We start from the raw sequence: 23,349 nt of genomic DNA on the forward strand, positions 1-23,349 counted from the left end.
CAGCGCCCGAACCGGGACATAGTCGATCAGTTGCAGGCCTTGACGGATCCGGCCTTCACACCCTGGCAGGCCGTTTCCTTCTTGATCCAGCCAGCATCGATCACGACGTTCAGATTGTCCTTGGTGATGGCGATCGGCTTGAGGAAGACCGACTGCATCGTGACCTTCTTCGGGCCGCCATCAAAGGCGGTAACGCCCTTGATTTCCGTCATCTTCTTGCCACCAGCAAGCGCGAGCGCAATACCGGCCGCTTCCTTGCCGAGTTCACGGCTGTCTTTCCAGACGGATACCGTCTGCGTGCCGAGTGCGACGCGGTTAAGCGCGGCGAAGTCTGCATCCTGACCGGACACGGGAACCGAGCCCGCCATGCCCTGCGCGGCAAGAGCAGCGATTGCGCCACCGGCCGTGCCGTCGTTCGACGCGACAACAGCATCGACCTTGTTGTTATTCTTGGTCAGGAACTGTTCCATGTTCTTCTGGGCATTTTCCGGCTTCCAGCCATCGGTATAGGCTTCGCCGACATTCTTGATCTTGCCCCCGTCGATGGCGGCCTTCAGCACTTCCTGCTGGCCGGCGAACAGGAAGTCCGCGTTCGGATCGGAGGACGAGCCCTTGATGAAGACATAGTTGCCTTCCGGCTTCACCTTGAAGACTTCGGCAGCCTGAAGACGACCGACTTCCTTGTTGTCGAAGGTAATGTAGAAGGCGTTCTTGTTTTCGATCAGGCGGTCGTAACCAACGACCGGAATACCCTCGGCAACGGCCTTTTCAACGGCCGGGCCAATCGCGTCGCTGTCCTGCGCCAGGATGATCAGCGCGTTGGCGCCCTGGGAAATCAGCGATTCCACGTCGGTCAGCTGCTTTGCGGCGGACGACTGCGCATCGGCGGAAATGTACTTCGCGCCGGCCTTGTCGAGAGCGGACTTGATGGCCGCCTCATCCGTCTTCCAGCGTTCTTCCTGGAAATTCGACCAGGAAACGCCAACGACGAGATCAGCCGCAATAGCGGCAGTATGCAGGGAAACGAGTACGGCCGTACCCGCCAAAAGCTTGGCAAAAGAATTCATGATGTCCTCCCGGTAAGGGCGAAGCCTGCACCTCCATGCAGGAAAAACGCCCGGAAAAAGCTGCCGGTCTCTGTGATTTCACAATTTTCTCGACAGTCGAGAAAATTAATGTCAGAGATTCCCCATGCTGTCAACAACGGCTGCGGGCAGCATCCGGGTGCCTTGATCTTGCTTTCGGCATGCGCCATCAGAGGGATCAGCACGACAGGAAAAAAGCCGTTCAGGGAGCATGCCCCAGCCCATGTCCGCCATTGCAAGCACGGAACTGGTGCGCCAGAAAAACAGCCTGTCGGTGATGGCGGCACTGCGTCTGCACGGCAGTCTTTCCCATACCGACATGTCGACTTTCACCGGGCTTGCCTCCGCAACCGTTTCCGCCATCACCATGGAACTCGAACGTGCGGGGCTCATTCTCAGGAAAGAACAGCTTGCCACTGCCGGCCGCGGGCGGCCGCGTATCCTCTTCGCGCCAAGCGGCGACTTCTGCTACGTTGCGATCGTCATCATCTCCTCCGACAGCGTGCAATATTCGCTCGTCGATTATGCCGGCAAGCTGGTGGACCGCTTTACCGAGCAGAGGATCACGGCTGAAAAAGGCTCGTTCGGAGGTTCGATATTGGCGGGCCTTGCGAGACTTGCGGACCGTTCCCGCATCAACCGCCACGACATTCTTCAGGTCTCGATCAGCAGCAAGGGCCTCGTGGATGCGGCAACGGCTGTACTCGTGTGGTCGCCAGTCCTCGGTAACGAAAAGATAGATTTCCAGCAGCTTATTTCGCAAGACGGCCGCACCCGCGTGACGCTGAACAACGAGACGCTGCTGGCCGCAAAAGCCATTTGGATGCGGGAGCACGCAAGGGAAACCCCGGCGCCGGAAGCGCTCGTCACCCTGTCGCTCGGCCACAGCATCGGCCTTGGCATTGCCCGCGCAACGGGCGGCGCAATCGAAGTCAGCGCCCCCAATTTCGGTCATATGCTGCATCTGGCCGATGGTGCGCTCTGCCGTTGCGGCACCAGGGGCTGCATTGAGGCCTATTCCGGCTTCTACGCCATCCTGCGGTCGGCTTTCGAGGCACCACCGCAGGCGGAACCGGCAAAATTCGTGCCGATCGCCGAGGTGGACAAGATCGCCGCTTCGGCTCGCGCCGGGGGCCGAATGGCGCGGTTTGCCTTCCGCACCGCCGGCCTCGCGCTCGGTAACGGCCTTTCACGCCTCTTCAGCCTGCATGGGCATATGCCGGTTTTCATTATCGGTCCCGGCACGCGTTATTTCGATCTTCTGGAAAGCGGCCTGCATGATGGACTTGCACAGTCACAGGCGGTGCGTTTCGGCGGCATGCCGAAAATCGCAATCGCCCCTCACGAGCCGGAGCTGGTGTTCGAAGGGCATATGGAACACGCCCTTTCCGCTGCCGACGACTACATCTTGAGCGCCGACGGGCCCGAGAGACCGCTGAGGAGTTCAGGGAATTGACGGAAAACCTGACGGAAGCTCAGGCCTGCTCCGCCACGGCTTCGGTCTTTTGTTTACCGCCTGTCAGCATGGCCACGAATTCATCGAGACCGGCGGCCTCGTCCTTGCTCAGGCGCAGGCCCTGTTTCGTGCGGCGCCAGAGAATGTCCTCGGCCGCAAAGGCCCATTCGTGCTCAACCAGCCAGCGCACTTCGCATTCGTAAAGCGTGCCGCCAAAATGCCGGCCGAGGCTGGACACGTCGGTGGCGCTGCCCAACAGTTCTGCAGCCTTCGTGCCGTAATTTCTGACAAGCCGCTCGGCGTGGCGTCCATCAAGGAAAGGATATCGGGAGACGAGCGCCCGAACCTGCACCTCATATCTTTCCGCGCCGAAATCGCCGCCCGGCAGGTGGGAGCCCGCCGTCCACGGCTTGCCCTTTTCGCCGATCGCCGCGCCGATCTTTTCCAGCGCATGTTCCGCCAGCCGCCGATAGGTGGTGAGCTTGCCGCCGAAAATATTGAGGAGTGGAGCCTCGCCTTCGGCCTCTTCAACCTTCAGCACGTAATCGCGTGTGGCTTCCTGCGCTTTCGAAGCGCCGTCATCAAAGAGCGGCCGCACGCCGGAATAGGTCCAGACGATGTCTTCCGGCCGAACCGGCTCGCTGAAATAGTCGCTCGCCGCGTTGCAGAGATAGGAAATCTCTTCCTCGGAAATGCGAACCTTGGCCGGATCACCCTTATAGTCACGGTCGGTGGTGCCGATCAGCGTGAAATCCCGCTCATAGGGAATGGCGAAGATGATGCGGTTATCAGGGTTCTGGAAGAAATAGGCGCGCGGATCGGAAAACTTCTTGCGCACGATAATATGGCTGCCCTGCACGAGCCGGACATTGTGAACATCCTTGCGGCCGAAGACGCCGGAAAGCACCGTGTCCACCCAGGGACCGGCAGCGTTGACCAGCATGCGCGCTTTATGCGTGGCCGAACGACCGGTTTTTTCGTCCAGCGTCTCGATGCGCCACAGCCCGCCTTCGCGCCGTGCGGAAACGACCCGCGTGCGGTTCATGATCGTCGCGCCGCGATCCGCCGCATCGCGCGCGTTGAGAACCACGAAACGGGCATCATCCACCCAGCCGTCGGAATATTCGAAAGCCCTGGCAAAAGCCGGCTTCAGAGGCTTGCCCGCCGGGTCCTTGCGAAGATCGAGCGTACGGGTCGCCGGCAAAAGTTTGCGGCCGCCGAGATTGTCATAAAGAAACAGGCCGAGCCGGACCATCCAGGCCGGGCGTACTCCGCCCTTCTGAATGGGCAGAACGAAACGCATGGGCCAGATGACATGCGGCGCCATGGCCCATAGGATCTCGCGTTCCATCAGCGCTTCGCGCACCAAACGAAACTCGTAATGTTCGAGATAACGCAAGCCGCCATGAATGAGTTTGGTGGCCGCCGAAGACGTGCCGGAGGCAAAATCGCCCTTTTCCGCAAGCGCCACGGAATAACCCCTGCCCACGGCATCGCGGGCAATGCCGCAGCCATTGACGCCGCCACCGATGACAAAAAGATCAAAAATGTTTTCGCCGGACATGAAGCCTCCGCGACAATGCAGGGGAGAAACCCCTTATGGAAAGACAATTATATAAAAACGAAAACGAAACGAATGTCAAAAGAAAACAAACGAACCATATAAACGCAAATGAAAGCGCCGTGAGCGGTGCGTCACAACGTCAGTCTCCTAGGAGATTTATGTTTCAGCCGTGTGTCTGAGAAACCTGCTCAAGCTCATAGAGCACGCCGCCCATATCCTTCGGGTGCAGGAAAAGAACAGGATTGCCATGCGCGCCGATCTTCGGCTTGCCATCGCCCAGAATTCGAGCGCCCTTCTTGATGAGATCATCACGAGCCGCGTCAATATCCGGCACCTCAAAACAGAGATGGTGCGTCCCGCCGCCCGGATTTCTTTCGAGAAAGGCGGCAATCGGCGAATTTTCTCCGAGGGGGTGAAGGAGTTCGATCTTGGTATTCTCAGCCTGAATGAAAACCACCGTCACGCCGTGTTCAGGCAGGGATTGCGGCTCGGAGACATCTGCGCCAAGCGCCCTGTATCGGGCAATGGCGGCTTCGAGATCGGGCACCGCGATGGCGACGTGATTCAATCTTCCGAACATGGCCATCTTCCCCTCACACGTTCCGCCTGACGCCTTCGAGCAGGTCGAGAACCTTGTTGGCCGCGTCCATGACATTGGTGCCGGGTCCGAAGATCGCCGAAACCCCGTGGTCGAGCAGGAACTGGTAATCCTGCCGCGGGATGACGCCGCCGACCACGACGATGATGTCTTCCGCACCCTTCTGTTTCAGCGCCTCGACCAGCTGCGGCGCAAGCGTCTTATGACCGGCGGCGAGCGACGACATGCCGACCACATGAACCCTGTTCTGAACGGCGAGATCCGCCGCTTCAACGGGAGTCTGGAACAAGGGGCCGGCCAGCACATCAAAACCGATATCGCCAAAGGCCGAAGCAATGACCTTCGCGCCGCGATCATGCCCATCCTGCCCGAGCTTGGCGACCATGATGCGCGGTTTGGTGCCGATCCGTTCGGCAACACCGGAGAGGCGGGCGGCGAGCGTGGCGAGTTCCGGCTCATCCTTATAGGCCTCGCCGTAGATATCACTCACCACCTCCGGCACGGCGGCATGGTCACCGAAGACCGCACGCAGTGCATCGGAAATCTCTCCCACTGTGGCGCGGGCGCGGGCGGCGACAACCGCAGCTTCGAGAATATTGCCCTTGCCGCTGCGGGCGATCTCGGAAAGTGCTGCCAAGGCGGAGGTCACGTCCTTGCCATCGCGGCGACGGCGCGTCTCCTCAATGCGGCGGATTTGCGCGACGCGAACGGCGGCATTGTCGATATCGAGAACATCGATATCTTCCTCGTTTTCGAGACGGTAACGGTTGACGCCGACGATGACCTCCTCGCCCTTGTCCACCGCCGCCTGGCGGCGCGTTGCCGCCTCTTCGATCAGCCGTTTCGGCAGGCCTTCCGCCACCGCCCTGGTCATGCCGCCAAGCGCCTCCACCTCCTCGATCAATGCCCAGGCTTTCTCAGCCAGTTCATCGGTCAGGCTCTCGACATAATAGGAACCGGCCAGGGGATCGACGACCTTGGTAACGCCTGTTTCATGCTGGAGGATAAGCTGGGTATTGCGGGCGATGCGGGCGGAAAACTCTGTCGGCAGGGCAATCGCCTCATCGAAGGAATTGGTGTGTAGCGACTGCGTGCCGCCAAGCACGGCGGACATGGCCTCAAACGCGGTGCGGACGATGTTGTTATAGGGGTCCTGCTCCTGCAGCGAGACGCCAGAAGTCTGGCAATGGGTGCGTAGCATCAGCGACGAGGCCTTCTGCGGTTTGAATTCTTCCATGATGCGTGACCAGAGCAGGCGCGCGGCGCGCAGCTTCGCCGCCTCCATGAAGAAATTCATGCCGATGGCGAAAAAGAACGACAGGCGCCCGGCGAAATCATCGACATTCAGCCCCTTGGCCAGCGCCGCGCGCACATATTCGCGGCCATCCGCCAGCGTGAAAGCAAGCTCCTGCACCAGCGTCGCGCCCGCCTCCTGCATGTGGTAACCGGAAATGGAGATGGAGTTGAATTTCGGCATCTCCTTCGCCGTATATTCGATGATGTCGGCAATGATCCGCATCGAGGGTTCGGGCGGATAGATATAGGTGTTGCGGACCATGAACTCCTTGAGGATGTCGTTCTGGATGGTGCCGGAAAGGGCGGCGCGGGGAACGCCCTGTTCTTCGCCCGCCACGATGAAACTGGCGAGCACGGGAATGACCGCGCCGTTCATGGTCATGGACACCGAGACTTTTTCGAGCGGGATGCCGTCGAACAGGATTTTCATGTCCTCGACGCTGTCGATCGCCACACCAGCCTTACCGACATCGCCCTCCACGCGCGGGTGATCGCTGTCATAACCGCGATGGGTGGCGAGGTCGAAAGCCACGGAAACACCCTGCTGGCCGGCGGCGAGCGCCTTGCGGTAAAAGGCATTCGAGGCTTCGGCCGTGGAAAAACCGGCATATTGGCGGATGGTCCAGGGCCGCCCGGCATACATGGTGGCGCGCGGGCCGCGCGTGAAAGGCGCAAAGCCCGGCAGGCTATCAAGATGAGAAATCTTCTGCAGATCGTCAGCCGTATAGAGCGGCTTGACCTCGATGCCCTCAGGCGTGTGCCAGACGAGTATGTCCGGTGAGCGCTTCAGCTCTTTTTCGGCGAGGTGAAGCCAATCCCGCACCGTTTTTTCACCCGACATGCATCTCTCCCCTTCTGCATTTCATTCTAGCACTGTGGCCGGTGATCGTGACGAAAATCGAACGGCCGCCCGCAGGCCCGACCCCGTAAACCGCTCCGGCCCGCATCCGTTCCGGAAAACGGCAGCGGCTATCACTCGAATTCGAGAATGACTTCGTCCACCGCGAGGCTGTCGCCCGGTTTTGCCGCCACCCTGGCAACCCGACCGCGTTTTTCCGCGCGCAGGATGTTTTCCATCTTCATGGCCTCCACCGTCGCCAGCGCCTGCCCGGCCTCCACCTCGTCGCCTTCGCCCACCGAAATACCGGTGATGACACCAGGCATGGGGCAGAGCAGCAGTTTCGATGTATCCGGCGGCAGTTTTTCCGGCATCAGCAGCGCCAGTTCCGCCACGCGCGGGCTGCGCACGCGGGCAAGAATATCCATGCCGCCCCAGCGCAGGCGAACCGCCGCGCCGGCAAGATCAACCTTGGCGGCGATAACTTCGCCCGCCAAGTTGAACAGACCCAGACTCTGGCCCGGAAGCCAGCCGGTATCGATGGCCAAAGCCGCCCCGTCCTCAAAGCGGACCACCGTGCCATCCGGACCGGTTTCAACGCTGACCCTTTGGTGCAATGCGCCAAATGAAACCACCCAGTCATGGCCGACAATGCGGCGGTGATTACCGATGGTGCCGGAAATTTCGACCGCGCGGTTCTGTACGCGCTGGTTGATGATGGCGGCAATGGTGGAAAGCTTACGCGCCGCGGCTTCATCCGGCTCGACGCCGGAAAACCCTTCCGGAAATTCTTCCGCGATAAAGCCCGTCGTGAGCCTTCCGGCCCGGAACCGCTCATGCTGCATGACGGCCGACAGGAAGGGCAGATTGTGGCCGATGCCCTCCACCTCGAAACGGTCAAGCGCCTGCCCCATGGCGTCGATGGCCGTTTCGCGATCCTGGCCCCAGCTGCACAGTTTGGCGATCATCGGATCGTAATACATCGAGATTTCGCCGCCTTCGAAGACGCCGGTATCGTTGCGGATGACCGTTCCGTTCTCCTGCGCACCTTCCCGCGGTGGTCGATAGCGCGTCAGCCGGCCAATGGAAGGCAGGAAGTTGCGATAGGGGTCTTCGGCATAAAGCCGGCTTTCAATCGCCCAGCCATTCAGTTTCACATCCGCCTGTGCGAAGGAAAGCCTTTCACCTGATGCCACACGGATCATCTGCTCGACCAGATCGATGCCGGTAACAAGCTCCGTCACCGGATGTTCCACCTGCAGGCGAGTGTTCATTTCCAGAAAGTAGAAATTCCTCTCGCCATCGACGATGAATTCCACCGTGCCGGCCGAATGGTAACCGACCGCCCTTGCCAGCGCCACGGCCTGCTCGCCCATGGCCTTGCGGGTCGCTTCATCCAGAAAGGGTGACGGCGCTTCTTCGATGACCTTCTGGTTGCGGCGCTGGATCGAGCATTCGCGCTCACCGAGATAGAGGATGGTGCCGTGCTTGTCGCCCAGCACCTGAATTTCGATGTGGCGCGGCTGGGTGACGAATTTCTCGATGAAGATGCGGTCGTCACCAAAGGAGGATTTCGCCTCGTTTTTCGAGGACTGAAACCCCTCGCGCGCCTCGGTATCGTTGAAGGCGATGCGCATGCCCTTGCCGCCGCCGCCGGCGGACGCCTTGATCATGACCGGATAACCGATCTGGGAGGCGATCCTTACCGCCTCATCCGCATCCTCGATCAGCCCCATATGGCCGGGGACGGTGGAAACGCCCGCTTTTGCGGCCAATTTCTTCGAGGTGATCTTGTCGCCCATGGCCTTGATGGCGCCAACAGGCGGGCCGATGAAGGCGACACCCGCCTTTTCCAGAGCCTCAGCGAAGGCAGCATTTTCCGACAGGAAGCCGTAACCGGGATGGACAGCATCTGCCCCGGTCTTCGCGATTGCCTCGAGAATCTTGTCAATGACGATATAGGACTGCGACGAGGGAGCCGGGCCGATATGAACGGCTTCATCCGCTTGTCTCACATGCAGCGCATTGGCATCCGCATCCGAATAGACCGCGACAGTGGCGATGCCCATCTTCTTCGCGGTCTTGATCACACGGCAGGCGATCTCGCCACGATTGGCGATGAGGATTTTCTTGATCATGCGGTTATTCTCCCCTCGCATCGTCATCATCGTCGCGGAATTTCTTTTCATAGGGCATCATCAGGATCGCCGAGGCGGTGGCCGCCGCGCCGAACAGGGACGCGATGGGCACGACCACCAGCAATACCGGCACAACCGGATTTGCGGCGCGACCGATGCGCGCGCCCAAACCGCCAATGTCGAGAAAAATCAGCGCTGCACCGACGCAGACGCCGATCAGCACGCCGACCGCCGCATTGAACGCCATGAAACGCAGCATCTGCCGGTGATCGAGCCGGGCAGCTTCCGGCGTCATCTTTGGCTTTGGATCACGACTGCCCGATGCTCTGCCCGCGTTACCGCCGCGACCTTGCCTCACCCAGCGTCGCAGCCATTGCAGGTCCATATGGAGTATGTCGACAATCATGTTCCTCCTCCCCCTCAGGAAAAATGCCGTCGCCTGCCCTCAGATCTCGAAAAAATTCTCGAATGATTCCGGGAAATTCTGCCGGGCAACGCGCTCGTCAATCACCAGCATCGCCTGATAGGAAAGCGGATCGAAATTCTTTTCCGCAGGTATGACCTCACGGCCGAAAAGCAGGTTGAGGCGGGCGGCGTCGAGATTGCCGCGCTCGAAGGGCTCGGCACCAAAATGGTGCCAGAGCGAGTGCAGGAAGGCGGCATCGATGCGATGCTCCTTGGTGTCGTTGCGCGCCCGGCGGGGTATCATCTTGATCGGTGTTACCCCTTTGGGGTTGGCGCGACGGATGGTGAACTGGACGCCCGTGCTCGGCATGCCGGAGGGAAATCCCTTGTGTTTGGTCATTTCGGGCAGGTTCGCCATCTTTAGTCCTTCCAGAACATTTCCAGTAAAAGCGGAATCGCTTTTACGTCCGGAAATGCGTCAATTCAAATAGTTAGAGCGCTTTTAGCGCTCTAATCTTTTCGTTATGCCTTGCCGATCCTGTCCTCAGTCTTCGTTTCGAAGTCGGAGGCATCGTGGCGTTCATGCAATTGTTCGGACGGATCGCCCGAGGTTTTGTTGACGATCACACCGCGCTTGACCGCCGGGCGCTCGCCGATTTCGAGCGTCCAGCGCATGACGTTCTTATAGCTGTCCGCTTCAAGGAACGCACCGGCATCGCCATAGGCCTGACCGAGCGCGATCTTGCCATACCACGGCCAGACGGCCATATCGGCGATCGTATATTCCGAACCGGCGAGATAACGGTTGTCGGCGAGGTGCCGGTCCAGCACGTCGAGCTGGCGTTTGACCTCCATGGCGTAACGGTCGATCGCATATTTGATCTTCACCGGCGCATAGGCGTAGAAATGGCCGAAACCGCCGCCGAGGAAGGGGGCGGAGCCCATCTGCCAGAACAGCCAGTTCAGCGCCTGCGTGCGGGCATTACCCTCCTTCGGCAGGAAGGCGCCGAATTTTTCCGCGAGATAAACGAGAATGGAGCCGCTTTCGAAAACACGCGTGGGCTCAGGGGTCGAATGATCCATCAGCGCCGGGATCTTGGAATTCGGATTGACGCCGACGAAACCGGAACCGAACTGGTCGCCTTCACCGATCTTGATCAGCCACGCATCATAATCTGCGCCCTTGTGGCCGGCAGCCAGCAATTCTTCCAGCATGATGGTGACCTTCTGGCCGTTCGGCGTCGCCAGCGAATAAAGCTGCAGCGGGTGCTTGCCGACAGGCAGTTCCTTTTCATGGGTGGGACCGGCGATTGGACGGTTGATATTGGCGAACTGGCCGCCATTGCCCTTATCCCAGGTCCAGACCTTGGGCACTTCATATCCGGCGGGGAAATTATCTGCGGAGGAATTTTCGGCCATGAAAAACTGTCCTTGTGCGTTTCGGGAGGACATCCGGAAATCCGGGCGCCTGAACATCCATATAGTAAGGTGGCCGAAGCATTTTTCCAGCCCTGCAGCAAATCAGAGCGGAATGGTGTCGTGTTTCTTCCAGCGGGTTTCGACGCTCTTGTTGCGCAGCGACGCGAAGGCGCGGGCGATGCGGCGGCGTGAGGAATGCGGCATGATGACCTCATCGATGAAACCGCGTTCCGCCGCCACGAAGGGATTGGCGAAACGCTCCTCATATTCTTTCGTGCGCGCGGCAATCTTCTCGGGATCGGAAAGCTCGGAACGATAGAGGATTTCCGCCGCTCCTTTTGCTCCCATGACAGCGATTTCCGCCGTCGGCCAGGCGTAGTTCACATCCGCGCCGATATGTTTGGAGGCCATCACGTCATAAGCGCCGCCATAGGCCTTGCGCGTAATCAGCGTCACCATCGGCACCGTGGCCTCCGAATAGGCGAAGAGAAGTTTTGCGCCGTGCTTGATGACGCCGCCATATTCCTGCGCCGTACCCGGCAGGAAGCCCGGCACATCCACCAGCGTCAGCAGCGGAATGTTGAAGGCATCGCAGAAGCGCACGAAGCGGGCGGCCTTGCGCGAGGCGTCGATATCGAGGCAGCCGGCCAGCACCATCGGCTGGTTGGCGACAACCCCCACCGTCTGGCCTTCAAGGCGGATGAAGCCGGTGATAATGTTGCGGGCAAAGGCTTCCTGCAGTTCGAAGAAGTCTCCCTCATCCGCCAGCGCGTGGATCAGTTCCTTCATGTCGTAGGGTTTGTTGGAACTGTCGGGGATCAGCGTATCGAGACGTGCTTCCAGCCGCGCCGGATCGTCATGAAACGGCCGGACAGGCGGTTTTTCGCGATTGTTGAGCGGCAGGAAATCGAACAGCAGCCGCACATGTTCCAGCGTCTCGATGTCGTTTTCATAAGCGCCGTCAGCGACGGAGGATTTTCTCGTATGGGTGGAGGCACCGCCAAGCTCTTCCGCTGTGACGATCTCGTTCGTCACGGTCTTCACCACATCCGGCCCGGTCACGAACATGTAGGAGGTATCGCGCACCATGAAGATGAAATCGGTCATGGCAGGCGAATAGACAGCACCACCCGCACAAGGCCCCATGATAACTGATATCTGCGGCACGACGCCGGAGGCGACGACATTGCGCTTGAACACATCGGCATAACCGCCGAGCGAGGCCACACCCTCCTGGATACGCGCACCGCCGGAATCGTTCAGCCCGATCACCGGCGCACCATTGCGCACCGCCATATCCATGATCTTGCAGATCTTCTGCGCATGGGTTTCCGACAGCGAACCGCCGAGCACGGTGAAATCCTGCGAGAAAACATAGACCTGCCGGCCATTGATGGTGCCCCAGCCGGTGACGACGCCGTCACCTGCAATCTTCTGGTCCGCCATGCCGAAATCCACCGCCCGGTGGGTGACGTACATGTCGTATTCTTCGAAGGAACCTTCATCCAAGAGCACGTCGATACGCTCGCGCGCCGTCAGCTTGCCCTTGGCGTGTTGCGCCTCAATGCGCTTGACGCCGCCGCCGAGCCGCGCCTCTTCCCGCCGCGTTTCCAACTGCTCCAGAATGCCGGGCATGTTTCCTCCATGCGTTGTCATTACGATCCATAGCCCAGAAAATAGTCTGCCAGAAGCCTTGATCGTGCGCGTATGCGTGCCATAAATATTTGCAATATTTAATTTTGCAAAGTTGCAATATGGCGACGGAAAAACTCTTCATCGGCCGCAAGGTGCGCGGCCTTCGCGAAAACGCCCGCGCCACGCAGGCGCAATTTGCCGAGCGGCTGGGCATCTCCGCGAGCTACCTGAACCAGATCGAGAACAATCAACGCCCGGTTTCGGCCAGCGTTCTGGTGACGCTGGTGGAAAAATTCCAGCTCGACATGGCGGAACTGGCGACGGGCGAAAGCGACCGGCTGGTTTCCGCCGTGCGTGAGGCACTGAAAGATCCGCTCTTCATGAACTACGAACCGGGCCTTCAGGAACTGAAACTGATCGCCCAGAACGCGCCGGGTTTTGCCCATGCGCTGCTGCGCGCCCATCAGGCCTATCGCCAGAACAGCGAGCAGCTGGTGCAGCTGGATGACCGGCTGGGCCGCGGAACCGCGCAGGTGGAAAGAACCCCCTATGAGGAGGTGCGCGATTTCTTCCACTTCGTCGACAATTACGTCGCCGAGATCGACCTTCTGGCCGAAGAGCTGGCGGAAGAACTGGAGATAGAAGGCGGCGAGACCTACGGCATTCTGGCCGCGCAACTGCGCAACCGTTACGGCATCCATATCACAAGAACGGAGGCGGCAGGCGGGTTGATCCGGCACTTCGACCCCACCGGCAAAACGCTCGCTCTCAGCTCCTACATGGCCGCGCCGACCCGCTGTTTTCAGCTTGCATTGCAGATCGCCCAGCTTCACGCCGGCGCGACGGTGGACAGAGTGCTGGCCGGTGCCGGATTCCGCAATGTGGAAGCGGCGGAAATCTGTCGTATCGGATTGCATAATTATTTCGCCGCAGCCCTCATCCTGCCCTATGGCCGATTTCATCGGGCGGCTCAGGAACTGCGTCACGATCTGGAGCTTCTCGCCGTGCGCTTCGGCGCGAGCCTTGAGCAGGTTGCCCACAGGCTGAGCACCTTGCAGCGCCCGGGCATGAAGGGCGTGCCGATCTTTTTCGCCAAGATCGACCGCGCCGGCAACATTACCAAACGCCACAGCGCCACGCGGCTGCAATTTGCCCGTTTCGGAGCGGCCTGTCCGCTTTGGAATATCCATCAGGCTTTCGAAAGCTCCGACAGGATCGTGCGGCAGCTGGCGGAAACGCCTGACGGTGTGCGCTATCTTTCCATCGCCACGCAAATCGAGAAAGCTGGCGCGGGTTTCAATACGGAAAGACCACGTTACGCCATCGCGCTTGGCTGCGAAATTTCCCATGCACAGAATTTCGTTTATGCCGATACGCTCGATCTCGGCAATGCGGCCTCCTTCAAGCCGATCGGCATTTCCTGTCGGGTCTGCGAAAGGGTGGACTGCGTGCAGCGCGCCGTGCCGCCGTTGAAACGCAAGCTGCATTTCGATCATCTTTCGCGCGGAGCCCTGCCCTACAGGATCGCCGACTTCTAGCGCCGCGGGAGTATCAGGGTAAAGGCACCATGGCGCGCCGCATGATATTGGCGTAGTAGCCCCAGAAAAGCCGCGCGGCCACGGAGCGCCAAGGCGACCAGAGTGCCGCACGCTCCGCCAGCCATTTCGCTTCCGGCCTCACCTCCAGATCAAGCGCGTGAGCCACCGCCGATCTCAGCGCCACATCGCCGACCGGGAAAATATCCGGATGCCCGCCGCAGAACATCAGATAGACCTCCGCCGTCCACGGGCCGATACCACGAAGCGCAACCAGTTCGGAAAGGGCGGCAGCGGCTTCCTTGCGCACCACGCCATCAAGATCGATCTGCCCTTCCGTGACGGCGCGCGCCAGCCCTTCCAGCGTCGTCGCCTTGGCCCGGGAAAGGCCGAAGCCAGCGCGCAATTCCTCGGGTGCGCCGAGATAATTTTCCGCCGTGACCACGCCGCCGGTGCCGGTAAGGATACGCGCCCATATGGCGTTGGCGCTGGCGCGCGACACCATCTGCGACACGACGATATGGGCAAGGCCGGCAAAGCCGGGCTCGTGAATGCGCAGCTCCAGCGGACCGGCTTTTTCGATAATGAGGCTGAGAGCCGGATCGAGGTGGGCGAGATGCTCCAGCCCTTCGCTGATGTCATCCATCCCGGTAATGATTTTCATATCCGTCATTCCATATGCCGCCAGCCGGCTGGTGGGGCGCTTTAAAACATGGCAGAAGAAACCATGCCTTCGCCTTTCCGTCAAAAACCGGTTTACCGCTTTGCGCCAAGCCCCAACGGCCTGCTGCATCTCGGCCACGCGCTTTCCGCCTTCCTGAACCATGACATGGCGCAGGACAATGGCGGCCGCTTTCTGCTGCGCATCGAGGATATCGACCAGACGCGCTGCACGCCGGAGCTGGAGCAGGCGATCCATGATGATCTCGGCTGGCTGGGACTTTCCTGGGAAGAACCGGTGCGGCGGCAATCGGAACATTTCGATGAGTATCGCGCGGCGCTGGACAGGCTGATCGACGCGGGCCTCGCCTATCCGGCTTTTCTCAGCCGTGGGGAAACAAAGGCCATCGTTCGCACTTTTGAGGCAGAAGGAAGGCTCTGGCCACGCGATCCTGATGGTGCGCCACTTTACCCGGCCTTAGATCGGGAGAGGCCAAAGGCTGAGCGGGAGGCGCTGCTCGCCTCCGGCCGTCCGCACGCCTGGCGGCTCGATATGGAAAAGGCGATCCGCGCCGCCGGCATCCCCCTGTACTGGCAGGAGAGCGGCGACGGCGGGCCCCGGCGGATCGAGGCCCTTCCCGCGCTCTGGGGCGATGTGGTGCTGTCGCGTTCCGACGCGCCTTCAAGTTATCATCTCTCCGTTGTGGTTGATGATGCGCTGCAGGGCATCACCCATGTGGTGCGCGGCATGGATCTCTTCCACGCAACCGCCATCCACCGGCTGCTGCAGCACCTGCTGGACCTGCCGCAACCCAACTATCATCATCACCGGCTTATTTTGGGCGCAGACGGGCGAAAGCTTTCGAAAAGCGAAGGCAGTACCGGCCTTTCCGCCCTGCGGGCGGAAGGGGTGACGCCGTCAGATATCCGCCGGCTTGTCGGTCTCCTCTAGCGCCCGCTCCCGGCGCGCGCCGCTGCCGCCGATATTGCGGCGGATGATCTGCCGCACCTTGTATTTCATGAGCGCGGCATTGACCTCCGCACCGAGCATGAAGATGACGCCGACCATATAAAGAAACACCAGAACCACCATGACGGAGGCAAGACCGGCATAGGTGGCGGCATAATTGGCGAAGGTGGAGAGATAATAGGCAAAGATCGCCGCGCCGATGACCCAGAAGATCATCGTCAAGAGAATGCCCGGCCAGACATCCCAGATACGGCGCTTGCCGGCGGGCAGCCAAAGATGCGCGGCCACCAGCCCCGCCGTCAGAACCACGATGGTGCCGTAAAGACCAAGGCTGGAGATGGTGTTCAGCACATCCGTCAGCCACGGGAACCGCTGCTCGGCAAAAGAGGTGGCGACCGGCACGGCAACAAGGACGATACTGATGCCGGCAAAGACGACCACGGCGATCAGCACATAAAGCAGGCTGAGCAGGCGGGTGACATACCACCATCGCGTTTCGGTGACACGATAGGCGCGGTTGAGTGAAATTCGGAGCGCCTCGACGCCATTGGAGGCAAAATAGGCGGCGGCCAGCACCGAAATCGTCAGCAGCCCGCCGCGCGGAATGGTCAGCACCTGCTGCACCTGCGCCGCCAGCGGCCCGGCAATCGCCTCAGGCCAGGTGTCGAAAATCAGATGCACCGCCGTTTCGGAAAACTGGTCAGCGCCGAGAAAACCGGCAAGCGCCGTACCGAAGATCAGAAAGGGGAACAGCGCCAGCAGGATGGAAAGCGCCATATGGCTCGCCATCGCCCAGCCGTCATCCTCGGCGAAATGGGAATAGGCATCGAAGGCAACCTTGCCTGCCAGGCGCACTGCGGCAACCATGTCACCTCCATTCATCGGCATTTCATTTGTAACTTCGTCCCGAATATGGGAAATCAGCTTCGCTTTGTACAGCGCGCAAGCCCGGCTTTCGGTTCCGTCACTGAGAAGGATTTTGCGCAATGCGTTTTCCATGGGCCGGTCAAACGGGCCAGAGCAATAGTCGGTTTCCCGGAGCGGCAGATGTCTGAAAAGCCCGTCATCATCATTACCGGATGTTCCTCGGGCATTGGCGCTTATTGCGCCGGCGCGCTCCACCGGGACGGCTGGCGGGTTTTCGCCACCGTGCGCCGCATCGCCGACATGGCCGCACTTGAAAATCAGGGCATCGAAACCCTGATCATGGATTACACCAAGCCCGAAACCATCGCCGCGCTGGTGGATACCGTCGCCGCCCGAACCGGCGGCCGCATCGATGCGCTTTTCAACAACGGCGCCTATGGCCAGCCGGGCGCGGTGGAGGACCTGCCTGTCGAAGCGCTGAGAGCCCAGTTCGAAACCAATGTCTTCGGCTGGCACGATCTGACACGGCGGGTCATTCCCTTCATGCGCGCCCGCGGCGTCGGCCGCATCGTGCATTGCTCCTCCATTCTCGGCCTCGTGCCCTATCGTTATCGCGGCGCTTACACCGCTTCGAAATTCGCGCTTGAGGGGCTGGGCGTCACCTTGCGCATGGAGCTTCAGGGCAGCGGCATCCATGTGAGCCTGATCGAACCCGGTCCCATCACCTCGAAATTCACCGCGACGGCGCTTGCCCATATCAACGAGCATATCGATCTCGAAAATTCGGCCCATGCGGCGGAATATAAACGCCAGCTGGCGCGCATGGATGGCTCCGGTCCCGTCAACCGTCACAAGCTTGGCCCCGATGCGGTTTATGCCGTGCTGAAACACGCCCTGACGGCGGCAAAACCGAAGCCGCATTATCCCGTCACGGTGCCAGCCAAACAGGGGCTTATCCTGAAACGGCTCTTGCCTGCCGGACTTTTCTATCGTCTGCTGCGCAGATTCGATTGAGGAGGAGTAATACCGCATGTCCGGCTTCACCACCGTTCTGGCCCTTATCGTCATGGGCCTCGTCGTCATCGTGCTGATACGCGGCCTCTTCAACATGCTGAAGGGGCAGGATGCCAACCGGTCCAACAAGCTGATGCAGCTTCGCCTTCTCCTGCAGGCCATCGCCATCGCGCTGATCATGCTTACCCTCTGGCTCACCGGCGGTGGCCGCTGACATGGTGAAACTGAACAAGATCTACACCCGCACCGGCGACAAAGGCACGACCGCGCTGGTTTCCGGCCCGCGCCGGCTGAAGCACGATCTTCGCGTCGAGGCCTATGGCACGGTGGACGAGACCAATTCGGCCATCGGCGTCGCGCGACTGCATACGGGCGGGCTGGAACGGCTGGATGCCATGCTCTTTCGCATCCAGAACGATCTGTTCGATCTCGGCGCCGATCTCGCCACACCTGATAGTGGAGAGCCGCTTTCTTACGAGCCCCTGCGTATCGTCGAAAGCCAGGTCACACGGCTGGAAAATGAAATCGACGAACTCAATGCCGCCCTCGAACCGCTGACCTCTTTCGTGCTGCCGGGCGGCAGCGCGGCGGCGGCCAATCTGCACCTGGCGCGCACCGTCTGCCGCCGGGCGGAGAGGCTGATGGTGGAACTTTCCGTTTCCGAGAATGAGATCGTCAGTCCGGCAGCGTTGAAATATGCCAACCGCCTGTCCGATTTCCTGTTCGTCGCGGCCCGTTTCGCCAATGATGCCGGCAAAGCCGACATATTGTGGGTTCCGGGCAAGAACCGCTAGATCGCATCACTTGCGCAAATGAAGGACGTTCCATGTTCATACCGCTGCACGATGCGAATTCCCTCAAACATATCCGGCTACAATATGTCACCATCGGCCTGATCGTGGTCAATGTGCTGGTCTGGCTGTTTACCGGCGTGCTTGCCAGCGATACCGAGGCCAATGCCGCAGCGCTCGGCCTTGGCTTCATTCCGGCCGTCGTGTTCGATTATGCTTATCTGGAACCGGCCCTGCAGGTGGTGCCTGACGATCTGACTGTTGTCACTTACGCATTCCTGCATCTCGATTTCTGGCATCTGGCCGGCAACATGCTGTTTCTCTGGGTCTTCGGCGACAATGTCGAGGACGCGCTTGGCCATTTCCGTTTCCTGATCTTCTATCTTGCCTGCGCCATTGTCGGCGCGCTGTTTCACGGCGTCGTCTCACCCACATCGGAAGGGCCGCTGATCGGCGCTTCGGGTGCGGTTTCCGGTGTCGTCGCGGCCTATTTCCTGCTGCATCCCAGGGTGCGTGTCTGGGTGCTGGTTCTCATGCGTATTCCGCTTCCTTTGCCCGCCTTCATTCCGCTGGCGCTGTGGATTGGCCAGCAGTTCCTGATGCTGGCGCTGGGGCTCGAGGAAAACGTCTCCTGGGGCGCCCATGTCGGCGGCATAATAGCAGGCGCGATCCTGGTGGTTTTCATGCGCAGGCGAGGCGTGCCCCTGTTTGACCGCACCATTGTTGCGCCGAGGGCGGCGCAGTTCAAGAATACGTCGCAAACGGCAGGGTTGTCGCAAATCGAACGGGGCTATGACGGGGGTAGATGAGACCCTGCGTGAGAGATAGAGTATTTACGTTAACGTCAACGTAAGATATGCCTTACGTGCATGTGATAATGAAGATTGCTCCGTTGTATTTGCGGGAAAAATGCTTATCCATGTCGCCAACCTGTTTTTGGAGGTCCGCGCGGTCAACTGGCCAAAGCGGACAGGAGTTTGAGGAAAGCCGCCGATGAAAATCCTTGTCCCCGTTAAACGAGTCGTCGATTACAACGTGAAGATCCGCGTGAAAGCGGATGGTTCTGGCGTTGAGCTTGCCAATGTGAAAATGTCGATGAACCCGTTCGACGAAATCTCGGTGGAAGAGGCCCTTCGCCTGAAGGAAGCCGGCAAGGCCGAAGAGGTTGTGGTCGTCTCCATCGGCCCGGCCAAGGCGGAAGAAACGCTGCGCACCGCGCTCGCCATGGGCGCCGACCGCGCCATCCTGATCGAGACCGACGAAACGGTTGAGCCGCTCGCCGTCGCCAAGCTGCTGAAGGGTGTCGCTGAGGCTGAACAGCCCGGTCTCGTCATCGTCGGCAAGCAGGCGATCGATGACGACAGCAACCAGACAGGCCAGATGCTGGCCGCCCTTCTCGGCTGGGGCCAGGGCACGTTTGCCTCCAAGGTCGTACCGTCAGACGGCAAGGTCGCGGTCACCCGTGAAGTCGATGGCGGTTTGCAGACGATCGAACTGAAACTTCCCGCCGTCGTCACCACCGATCTTCGTCTCAATGAGCCGCGTTACGCCTCGCTGCCGAACATCATGAAGGCGAAAAAGAAGCCGCTTGACAAAAAGTCGCCGGCCGATTTCGGCGTCGACGTTTCGCCGCGCCTGAAGGTGCTGAAGACCGAAGAGCCGGCAGGCCGCAAGGCCGGCATCAAGGTTGGCTCGGTTGCCGAGCTGGTCGAAAAGCTCAAAGCCGACGGCGTCCTCTAAGGTTTCGGAAAAGGGAGATATTCTTATGGCCATTCTTCTTCTGGCAGAACACGACAACGCAACCCTTTCCGACCTGACGGCGAAGACGCTGACGGCGGCAACGCAGATTGGCGGCGACGTCCATGTGCTGGTTGCCGGCGCCAATGCCAAGGGCGCTGCCGACGCTGCCGCGAAACTCTCCGGTGTGTCCAAGGTGCTGCTTGCCGAAGACGCATCCTATGCCAACGCGCTCGCCGAGCCGCTGGCGGCGCTGGTTGTTTCGCTCAGCCCCTCCTATGACGTCATCATCGCCCCGGCGACGGCATCCGCCAAGAACGTGACGCCGCGCGTTGCGGCCCTTCTCGACGTTGCCCAGGTCTCGGAAATCATCGAAGTCGTCAGCCCTGATACTTTCAAGCGCCCGATCTATGCCGGAAACGCCATCCAGACGGTGCAGGCAACCGACGCCAAGAAGGTCATCACCGTGCGTCCGACCGCCTTTGCGGCAGCGGCAGAAGGCGGTTCGGCAGCGGTCGAAACCATCGGCGCGGCCGCAAACCCCGGCCTTTCCAGCTTCGTTTCCGATGCCCTGGCGTCGTCCGACCGTCCGGAACTGACCTCTGCGAAGATCATCATCTCGGGCGGCCGTGCGCTTGGTTCTTCCGAGAAGTTCAAGGAAGTCATCCTTCCCGTCGCCGACAAGCTCGGTGCAGCCGTTGGTGCATCGCGCGCAGCCGTCGATGCCGGTTATGCGCCGAACGACTGGCAGGTGGGCCAGACCGGTAAGGTGGTTGCCCCGCAGCTTTACATCGCCGCCGGCATTTCGGGCGCCATCCAGCATCTGGCCGGCATGAAGGACTCGAAGGTTATCGTCGCCATCAACAAGGATGAAGAAGCGCCGATCTTCCAGGTTGCGGATTACGGCCTCGTCGCCGATCTGTTCGAAGCCTTGCCGGAACTCGAAAAATCGCTGTAATTTAAGCATAAATTGGAGGCGGCGCGTTTTTTAAACGCGCCGCCTTCTCTTTTTCGGCGATATGCGTAACATCGCCGGCAATAACGCAGACAAAATCCCTGAGAGGAGACCAACCTATGACCGCCCCCTTTAAAAACATCGGTGTCATCGGAGCCGGTCAGATGGGATGCGGCATTGCACATGTCTCCGCCATCGCCGGTTACAGGGTCCATATCTACGATCTTTCCAAGGAAGGCATCGAGGCCGGTCTCGCCACGATCAACGGCAATCTCGCCCGCCAGGTCACCAACGGCAAGCTTTCGGACGACGCCCGCAAGCAGGCGCTGGCGCTGATCAGCGGATCGACTGATATCAATGATCTGGCAGCCATGGATCTCGTCATTGAGGCCGCGACGGAAAATGAAGAGATCAAGCGCAAGATTTATGCGCAGGTCTGCCCGGTCCTGAAGCCCGAAGCGCTGCTCGCCACCAATACGTCTTCGCTCTCCATCACTCGCCTTGCATCCGCCACCGATCGGCCCGAGCAGTTCATGGGCATCCACTTCATGAATCCGGTGCCGGTCATGAAGCTGGTGGAACTGGTGCGTGGCATTGCCACCAATGAAAAGACTTTCGACGCGGCCAAGGATTATGTGCGGACGCTGGAAAAGGCGATCACCGTCGCCGAGGATTTCCCAGCCTTCATCGTCAACCGCATCCTGCTGCCGATGATCAACGAGGCGATCTACACGCTTTATGAAGGCGTCGGCTCCGTCGAAGCCATCGATACCGCCATGCGGCTTGGCGCCAACCACCCGATGGGACCGCTGCAGCTTGCCGATTTCATCGGTCTCGACACCTGTTTGTCGATCATGCAGGTGCTGCATGATGGCCTCTCCGACAGCAAATACCGCCCATGCCCGTTGCTGGTCAAATATGTCGAGGCCGGCTGGCTCGGCCGCAAGTCCGGCCGCGGATTCTACGACTATCGCGGCGAGACGCCGGTCCCCACGCGCTGAGCCCGGACCAATATCGTCTCTGCCTTCGGCTAAACTCTCAGGCAATCAGCAGGTAAGTGACCGCGCCAGCGCCAGCGGCGAGGACGGATGCGGCCGTGAGCAACCCGCAATAAACGAGCGTTCCGGAAACGGCAGCGACGAATACGCGGCCTACCGCGTTGGCGGCGAGAGCGGCGAGAATTGCGCTCGCCACGATATCAGGCGAAAGATTCTGCGCGTTGGCTCGCAACGCACTGAGAACGGCGACATCGGCATCGAATATGGCCGACAAAGCCGTGAGGGCGATGAAACCACCCGTGCCGATCCAGACGAGAAGAACGGCATTCAGCGTTCGCGTTGCAGCAAAGAGCGCGGCGAAGATGGCAAGGGGCACCAAGTCGAACGGATTTTTTGCGTCGATTTCCTGTCCGGGCTGCGTGTCCTGCAGCCTTATGAGGCCGGCGCCGCTCAATCCGAGAACCAGTGCAGCGGTCAGCGTTGCCGGTGCGATGAGGGAAAACGTCGTCAGCGAGAGGGCGAGGACGATAGCGAGAACCCGAAGCAGCGATACAGCCGCGGCCAGCGCCGCCACACCCGCAAGAGGCCAGACGTTTTCGCCGCTTTTCGCCTTCTGCCCGAAGCTGGCGGTTACGGCGGTTGATGAAACCAGAGCACCCGCCAGCCCGGTCACCAGCAGGCCGCGGGTTGAGCCGAGCAACCGCACGGCAATATAGCCGCAATAGGAAATCGTGGCGCTGAGCACGGTGAACAGCCATATTTCCCAGGGGTTGAAACCGCCCCACGGATCGATTGTCCGGTTTGGAAGGATCGACAGGCCGACGGCGGTCATCACTGCAAGCACCAGTGCGGAGCGCAGCTCGATCCATGTCAGCCGTTTCAGCAGACGGTGGAGAACTTCCCTGCCCGCAAGCAATGCCGCAAGGGCCGCGCCACCAGCAGCCGCCGCCTGATATTGCTCCGTTACCGCAAGCCCGCCGAGGGCAAAGACGCAGAGCGCCGCAACCACGCCGGTGACACTGAAATCATTGTCATGGCGCGCCTCACGCAGCTTGAACCACGAAAAACTGAATGCGAAACCCAAAAAACCCGCCGCAAAGGCGAAGGCATTGCCCTGCTCATCGGCCAAGATGCCGAAGATGCCACCGAGCAAGCCGGCAATGCCATAGGTCCTGATCCCGGCGGTACGGCTGCCCGCCGGCGCATCACGCTCCCGCCAGCCGCGCTCAAGGCCGACGAGCAGGCCGATGGCAAGGGCAAGACCAAGCCGGGGGATAAGCAACTCCATGTCGGCACCTATTCCATGGCGGAAGCAGGATCATTATACGGGGCGGACGCTGGCTTGTCTGCACCGGCCCATCCTGGACAGGCCTGTCTTGAGGGCGGTT

At 60.3% G+C, this 23,349-nt stretch carries 22 protein-coding genes; 10 read left to right on the forward strand and 12 right to left on the reverse strand.

The genetic code is table 11. From position 1 onward, the window contains the following. Positions 1-26: 26 nt before the first annotated feature. Complete coding sequence (xylF, locus tag MRBLRC7O_RS17285) at positions 27-1,067, reverse strand: D-xylose ABC transporter substrate-binding protein (protein WP_020812929.1); 1,041 nt, start codon at positions 1,065-1,067, stop codon at positions 27-29. A 241-nt stretch (positions 1,068-1,308) separates the two neighbouring features. On the opposite strand from xylF, the gene MRBLRC7O_RS17290 reads away from it, so the two are divergent. Continuing rightward, the gene (locus tag MRBLRC7O_RS17290) at positions 1,309-2,541 is read left to right on the forward strand and encodes an ROK family transcriptional regulator (protein ID WP_060724942.1); all 1,233 of its coding nucleotides are present in this window, start codon (positions 1,309-1,311) and stop codon (positions 2,539-2,541) included. A 19-nt stretch (positions 2,542-2,560) separates the two neighbouring features. Here the strand turns inward: MRBLRC7O_RS17290 and MRBLRC7O_RS17295 are convergent, their stop codons facing one another. The 8 genes from MRBLRC7O_RS17295 to MRBLRC7O_RS17330 all read right to left on the reverse strand — a co-directional run bounded on the left by MRBLRC7O_RS17295 (position 2,561) and on the right by MRBLRC7O_RS17330 (position 12,434). Next, positions 2,561-4,105 (reverse strand): glycerol-3-phosphate dehydrogenase, encoded by a 1,545-nt coding sequence (locus tag MRBLRC7O_RS17295; RefSeq protein ID WP_060724943.1) that lies wholly within the window; start codon positions 4,103-4,105, stop codon positions 2,561-2,563. Between the two features lie 163 nt (positions 4,106-4,268). Beyond that, the gene (gene mce / locus MRBLRC7O_RS17300; protein ID WP_060724944.1) at positions 4,269-4,685 is read right to left on the reverse strand and encodes a methylmalonyl-CoA epimerase; all 417 of its coding nucleotides are present in this window, start codon (positions 4,683-4,685) and stop codon (positions 4,269-4,271) included. Between the two features lie 13 nt (positions 4,686-4,698). Continuing rightward, entirely contained in the window at positions 4,699-6,840 is a 2,142-nt protein-coding gene (scpA, locus tag MRBLRC7O_RS17305; RefSeq protein ID WP_111792169.1) for a methylmalonyl-CoA mutase, read from the reverse strand. Positions 6,841-6,971: 131 nt separating this feature from the next. After that, positions 6,972-8,975: an acetyl-CoA carboxylase biotin carboxylase subunit gene (locus MRBLRC7O_RS17310; RefSeq protein WP_112539550.1), complete on the reverse strand. Its 2,004-nt coding sequence runs from the start codon at positions 8,973-8,975 to the stop codon at positions 6,972-6,974. 4 nt (positions 8,976-8,979) lie between these two features. Next, entirely contained in the window at positions 8,980-9,381 is a 402-nt protein-coding gene (locus tag MRBLRC7O_RS17315; protein WP_060724947.1) for a hypothetical protein, read from the reverse strand. Positions 9,382-9,420: 39 nt separating this feature from the next. Continuing rightward, positions 9,421-9,798 (reverse strand): hypothetical protein, encoded by a 378-nt coding sequence (locus tag MRBLRC7O_RS17320; RefSeq protein ID WP_003509581.1) that lies wholly within the window; start codon positions 9,796-9,798, stop codon positions 9,421-9,423. Positions 9,799-9,902: 104 nt separating this feature from the next. Continuing rightward, entirely contained in the window at positions 9,903-10,799 is an 897-nt protein-coding gene (yghU, locus tag MRBLRC7O_RS17325; protein ID WP_003509582.1) for a glutathione-dependent disulfide-bond oxidoreductase, read from the reverse strand. A gap of 102 nt (positions 10,800-10,901) precedes the next feature. Next, positions 10,902-12,434: an acyl-CoA carboxylase subunit beta gene (locus MRBLRC7O_RS17330; RefSeq protein WP_060724948.1), complete on the reverse strand. Its 1,533-nt coding sequence runs from the start codon at positions 12,432-12,434 to the stop codon at positions 10,902-10,904. 119 nt (positions 12,435-12,553) lie between these two features. On the opposite strand from MRBLRC7O_RS17330, the gene MRBLRC7O_RS17335 reads away from it, so the two are divergent. Then, positions 12,554-13,972 carry a helix-turn-helix domain-containing protein gene (locus MRBLRC7O_RS17335; protein WP_060724949.1) on the forward strand — a complete coding sequence of 473 codons (1,419 nt, stop codon included), beginning with the start codon at positions 12,554-12,556 and terminating at the stop codon, positions 13,970-13,972. Positions 13,973-13,985: 13 nt separating this feature from the next. On the opposite strand, the gene MRBLRC7O_RS17340 is transcribed toward MRBLRC7O_RS17335, so the two are convergent. Further along, positions 13,986-14,642 (reverse strand): DNA-3-methyladenine glycosylase family protein, encoded by a 657-nt coding sequence (locus MRBLRC7O_RS17340; RefSeq protein ID WP_162266787.1) that lies wholly within the window; start codon positions 14,640-14,642, stop codon positions 13,986-13,988. Between the two features lie 39 nt (positions 14,643-14,681). Between MRBLRC7O_RS17340 and gluQRS the strand changes: the two genes are divergently transcribed. Further along, the gene (gene gluQRS, locus MRBLRC7O_RS17345) at positions 14,682-15,581 is read left to right on the forward strand and encodes a tRNA glutamyl-Q(34) synthetase GluQRS (protein WP_111792172.1); all 900 of its coding nucleotides are present in this window, start codon (positions 14,682-14,684) and stop codon (positions 15,579-15,581) included. On the opposite strand, the gene MRBLRC7O_RS17350 is transcribed toward gluQRS, so the two are convergent. Beyond that, positions 15,549-16,466 (reverse strand): YihY/virulence factor BrkB family protein, encoded by a 918-nt coding sequence (locus MRBLRC7O_RS17350; protein WP_031234460.1) that lies wholly within the window; start codon positions 16,464-16,466, stop codon positions 15,549-15,551. The genes gluQRS and MRBLRC7O_RS17350 overlap by 33 nt on opposite strands. A 180-nt stretch (positions 16,467-16,646) precedes the next feature. Here MRBLRC7O_RS17350 and MRBLRC7O_RS17355 point away from each other — a divergent pair, with 180 nt between their 5' ends. The 7 genes from MRBLRC7O_RS17355 to MRBLRC7O_RS17385 all read left to right on the forward strand — a co-directional run bounded on the left by MRBLRC7O_RS17355 (position 16,647) and on the right by MRBLRC7O_RS17385 (position 21,964). Then, the gene (locus MRBLRC7O_RS17355; RefSeq protein ID WP_087745915.1) at positions 16,647-17,480 is read left to right on the forward strand and encodes an SDR family oxidoreductase; all 834 of its coding nucleotides are present in this window, start codon (positions 16,647-16,649) and stop codon (positions 17,478-17,480) included. Positions 17,481-17,496: 16 nt separating this feature from the next. Further along, positions 17,497-17,694, forward strand: coding sequence for a twin transmembrane helix small protein (locus tag MRBLRC7O_RS17360; protein WP_004445622.1), 198 nt, complete (start codon positions 17,497-17,499; stop codon positions 17,692-17,694). Position 17,695: 1 nt separating this feature from the next. Continuing rightward, positions 17,696-18,274: a cob(I)yrinic acid a,c-diamide adenosyltransferase gene (locus MRBLRC7O_RS17365; RefSeq protein ID WP_020812917.1), complete on the forward strand. Its 579-nt coding sequence runs from the start codon at positions 17,696-17,698 to the stop codon at positions 18,272-18,274. A 32-nt stretch (positions 18,275-18,306) separates the two neighbouring features. Continuing rightward, positions 18,307-19,080: a rhomboid family intramembrane serine protease gene (locus MRBLRC7O_RS17370; protein ID WP_060724952.1), complete on the forward strand. Its 774-nt coding sequence runs from the start codon at positions 18,307-18,309 to the stop codon at positions 19,078-19,080. A 184-nt stretch (positions 19,081-19,264) separates the two neighbouring features. Next, positions 19,265-20,011 carry an electron transfer flavoprotein subunit beta/FixA family protein gene (locus MRBLRC7O_RS17375; RefSeq protein WP_060724953.1) on the forward strand — a complete coding sequence of 249 codons (747 nt, stop codon included), beginning with the start codon at positions 19,265-19,267 and terminating at the stop codon, positions 20,009-20,011. Positions 20,012-20,036: 25 nt separating this feature from the next. Next, positions 20,037-20,966 carry an electron transfer flavoprotein subunit alpha/FixB family protein gene (locus MRBLRC7O_RS17380; RefSeq protein WP_060724954.1) on the forward strand — a complete coding sequence of 310 codons (930 nt, stop codon included), beginning with the start codon at positions 20,037-20,039 and terminating at the stop codon, positions 20,964-20,966. Positions 20,967-21,082: 116 nt separating this feature from the next. After that, complete coding sequence (locus tag MRBLRC7O_RS17385; RefSeq protein ID WP_003509938.1) at positions 21,083-21,964, forward strand: 3-hydroxybutyryl-CoA dehydrogenase; 882 nt, start codon at positions 21,083-21,085, stop codon at positions 21,962-21,964. 37 nt (positions 21,965-22,001) lie between these two features. On the opposite strand, the gene MRBLRC7O_RS17390 is transcribed toward MRBLRC7O_RS17385, so the two are convergent. Next, positions 22,002-23,249, reverse strand: coding sequence for an MgtC/SapB family protein (locus tag MRBLRC7O_RS17390; protein ID WP_060724955.1), 1,248 nt, complete (start codon positions 23,247-23,249; stop codon positions 22,002-22,004). Positions 23,250-23,349: the final 100 nt, after the last annotated feature.

The organism is Agrobacterium radiobacter (assembly GCF_040801995.1).
In the GTDB taxonomy this organism is placed as follows: Bacteria; Pseudomonadota; Alphaproteobacteria; order Rhizobiales; family Rhizobiaceae; genus Agrobacterium; species Agrobacterium radiobacter.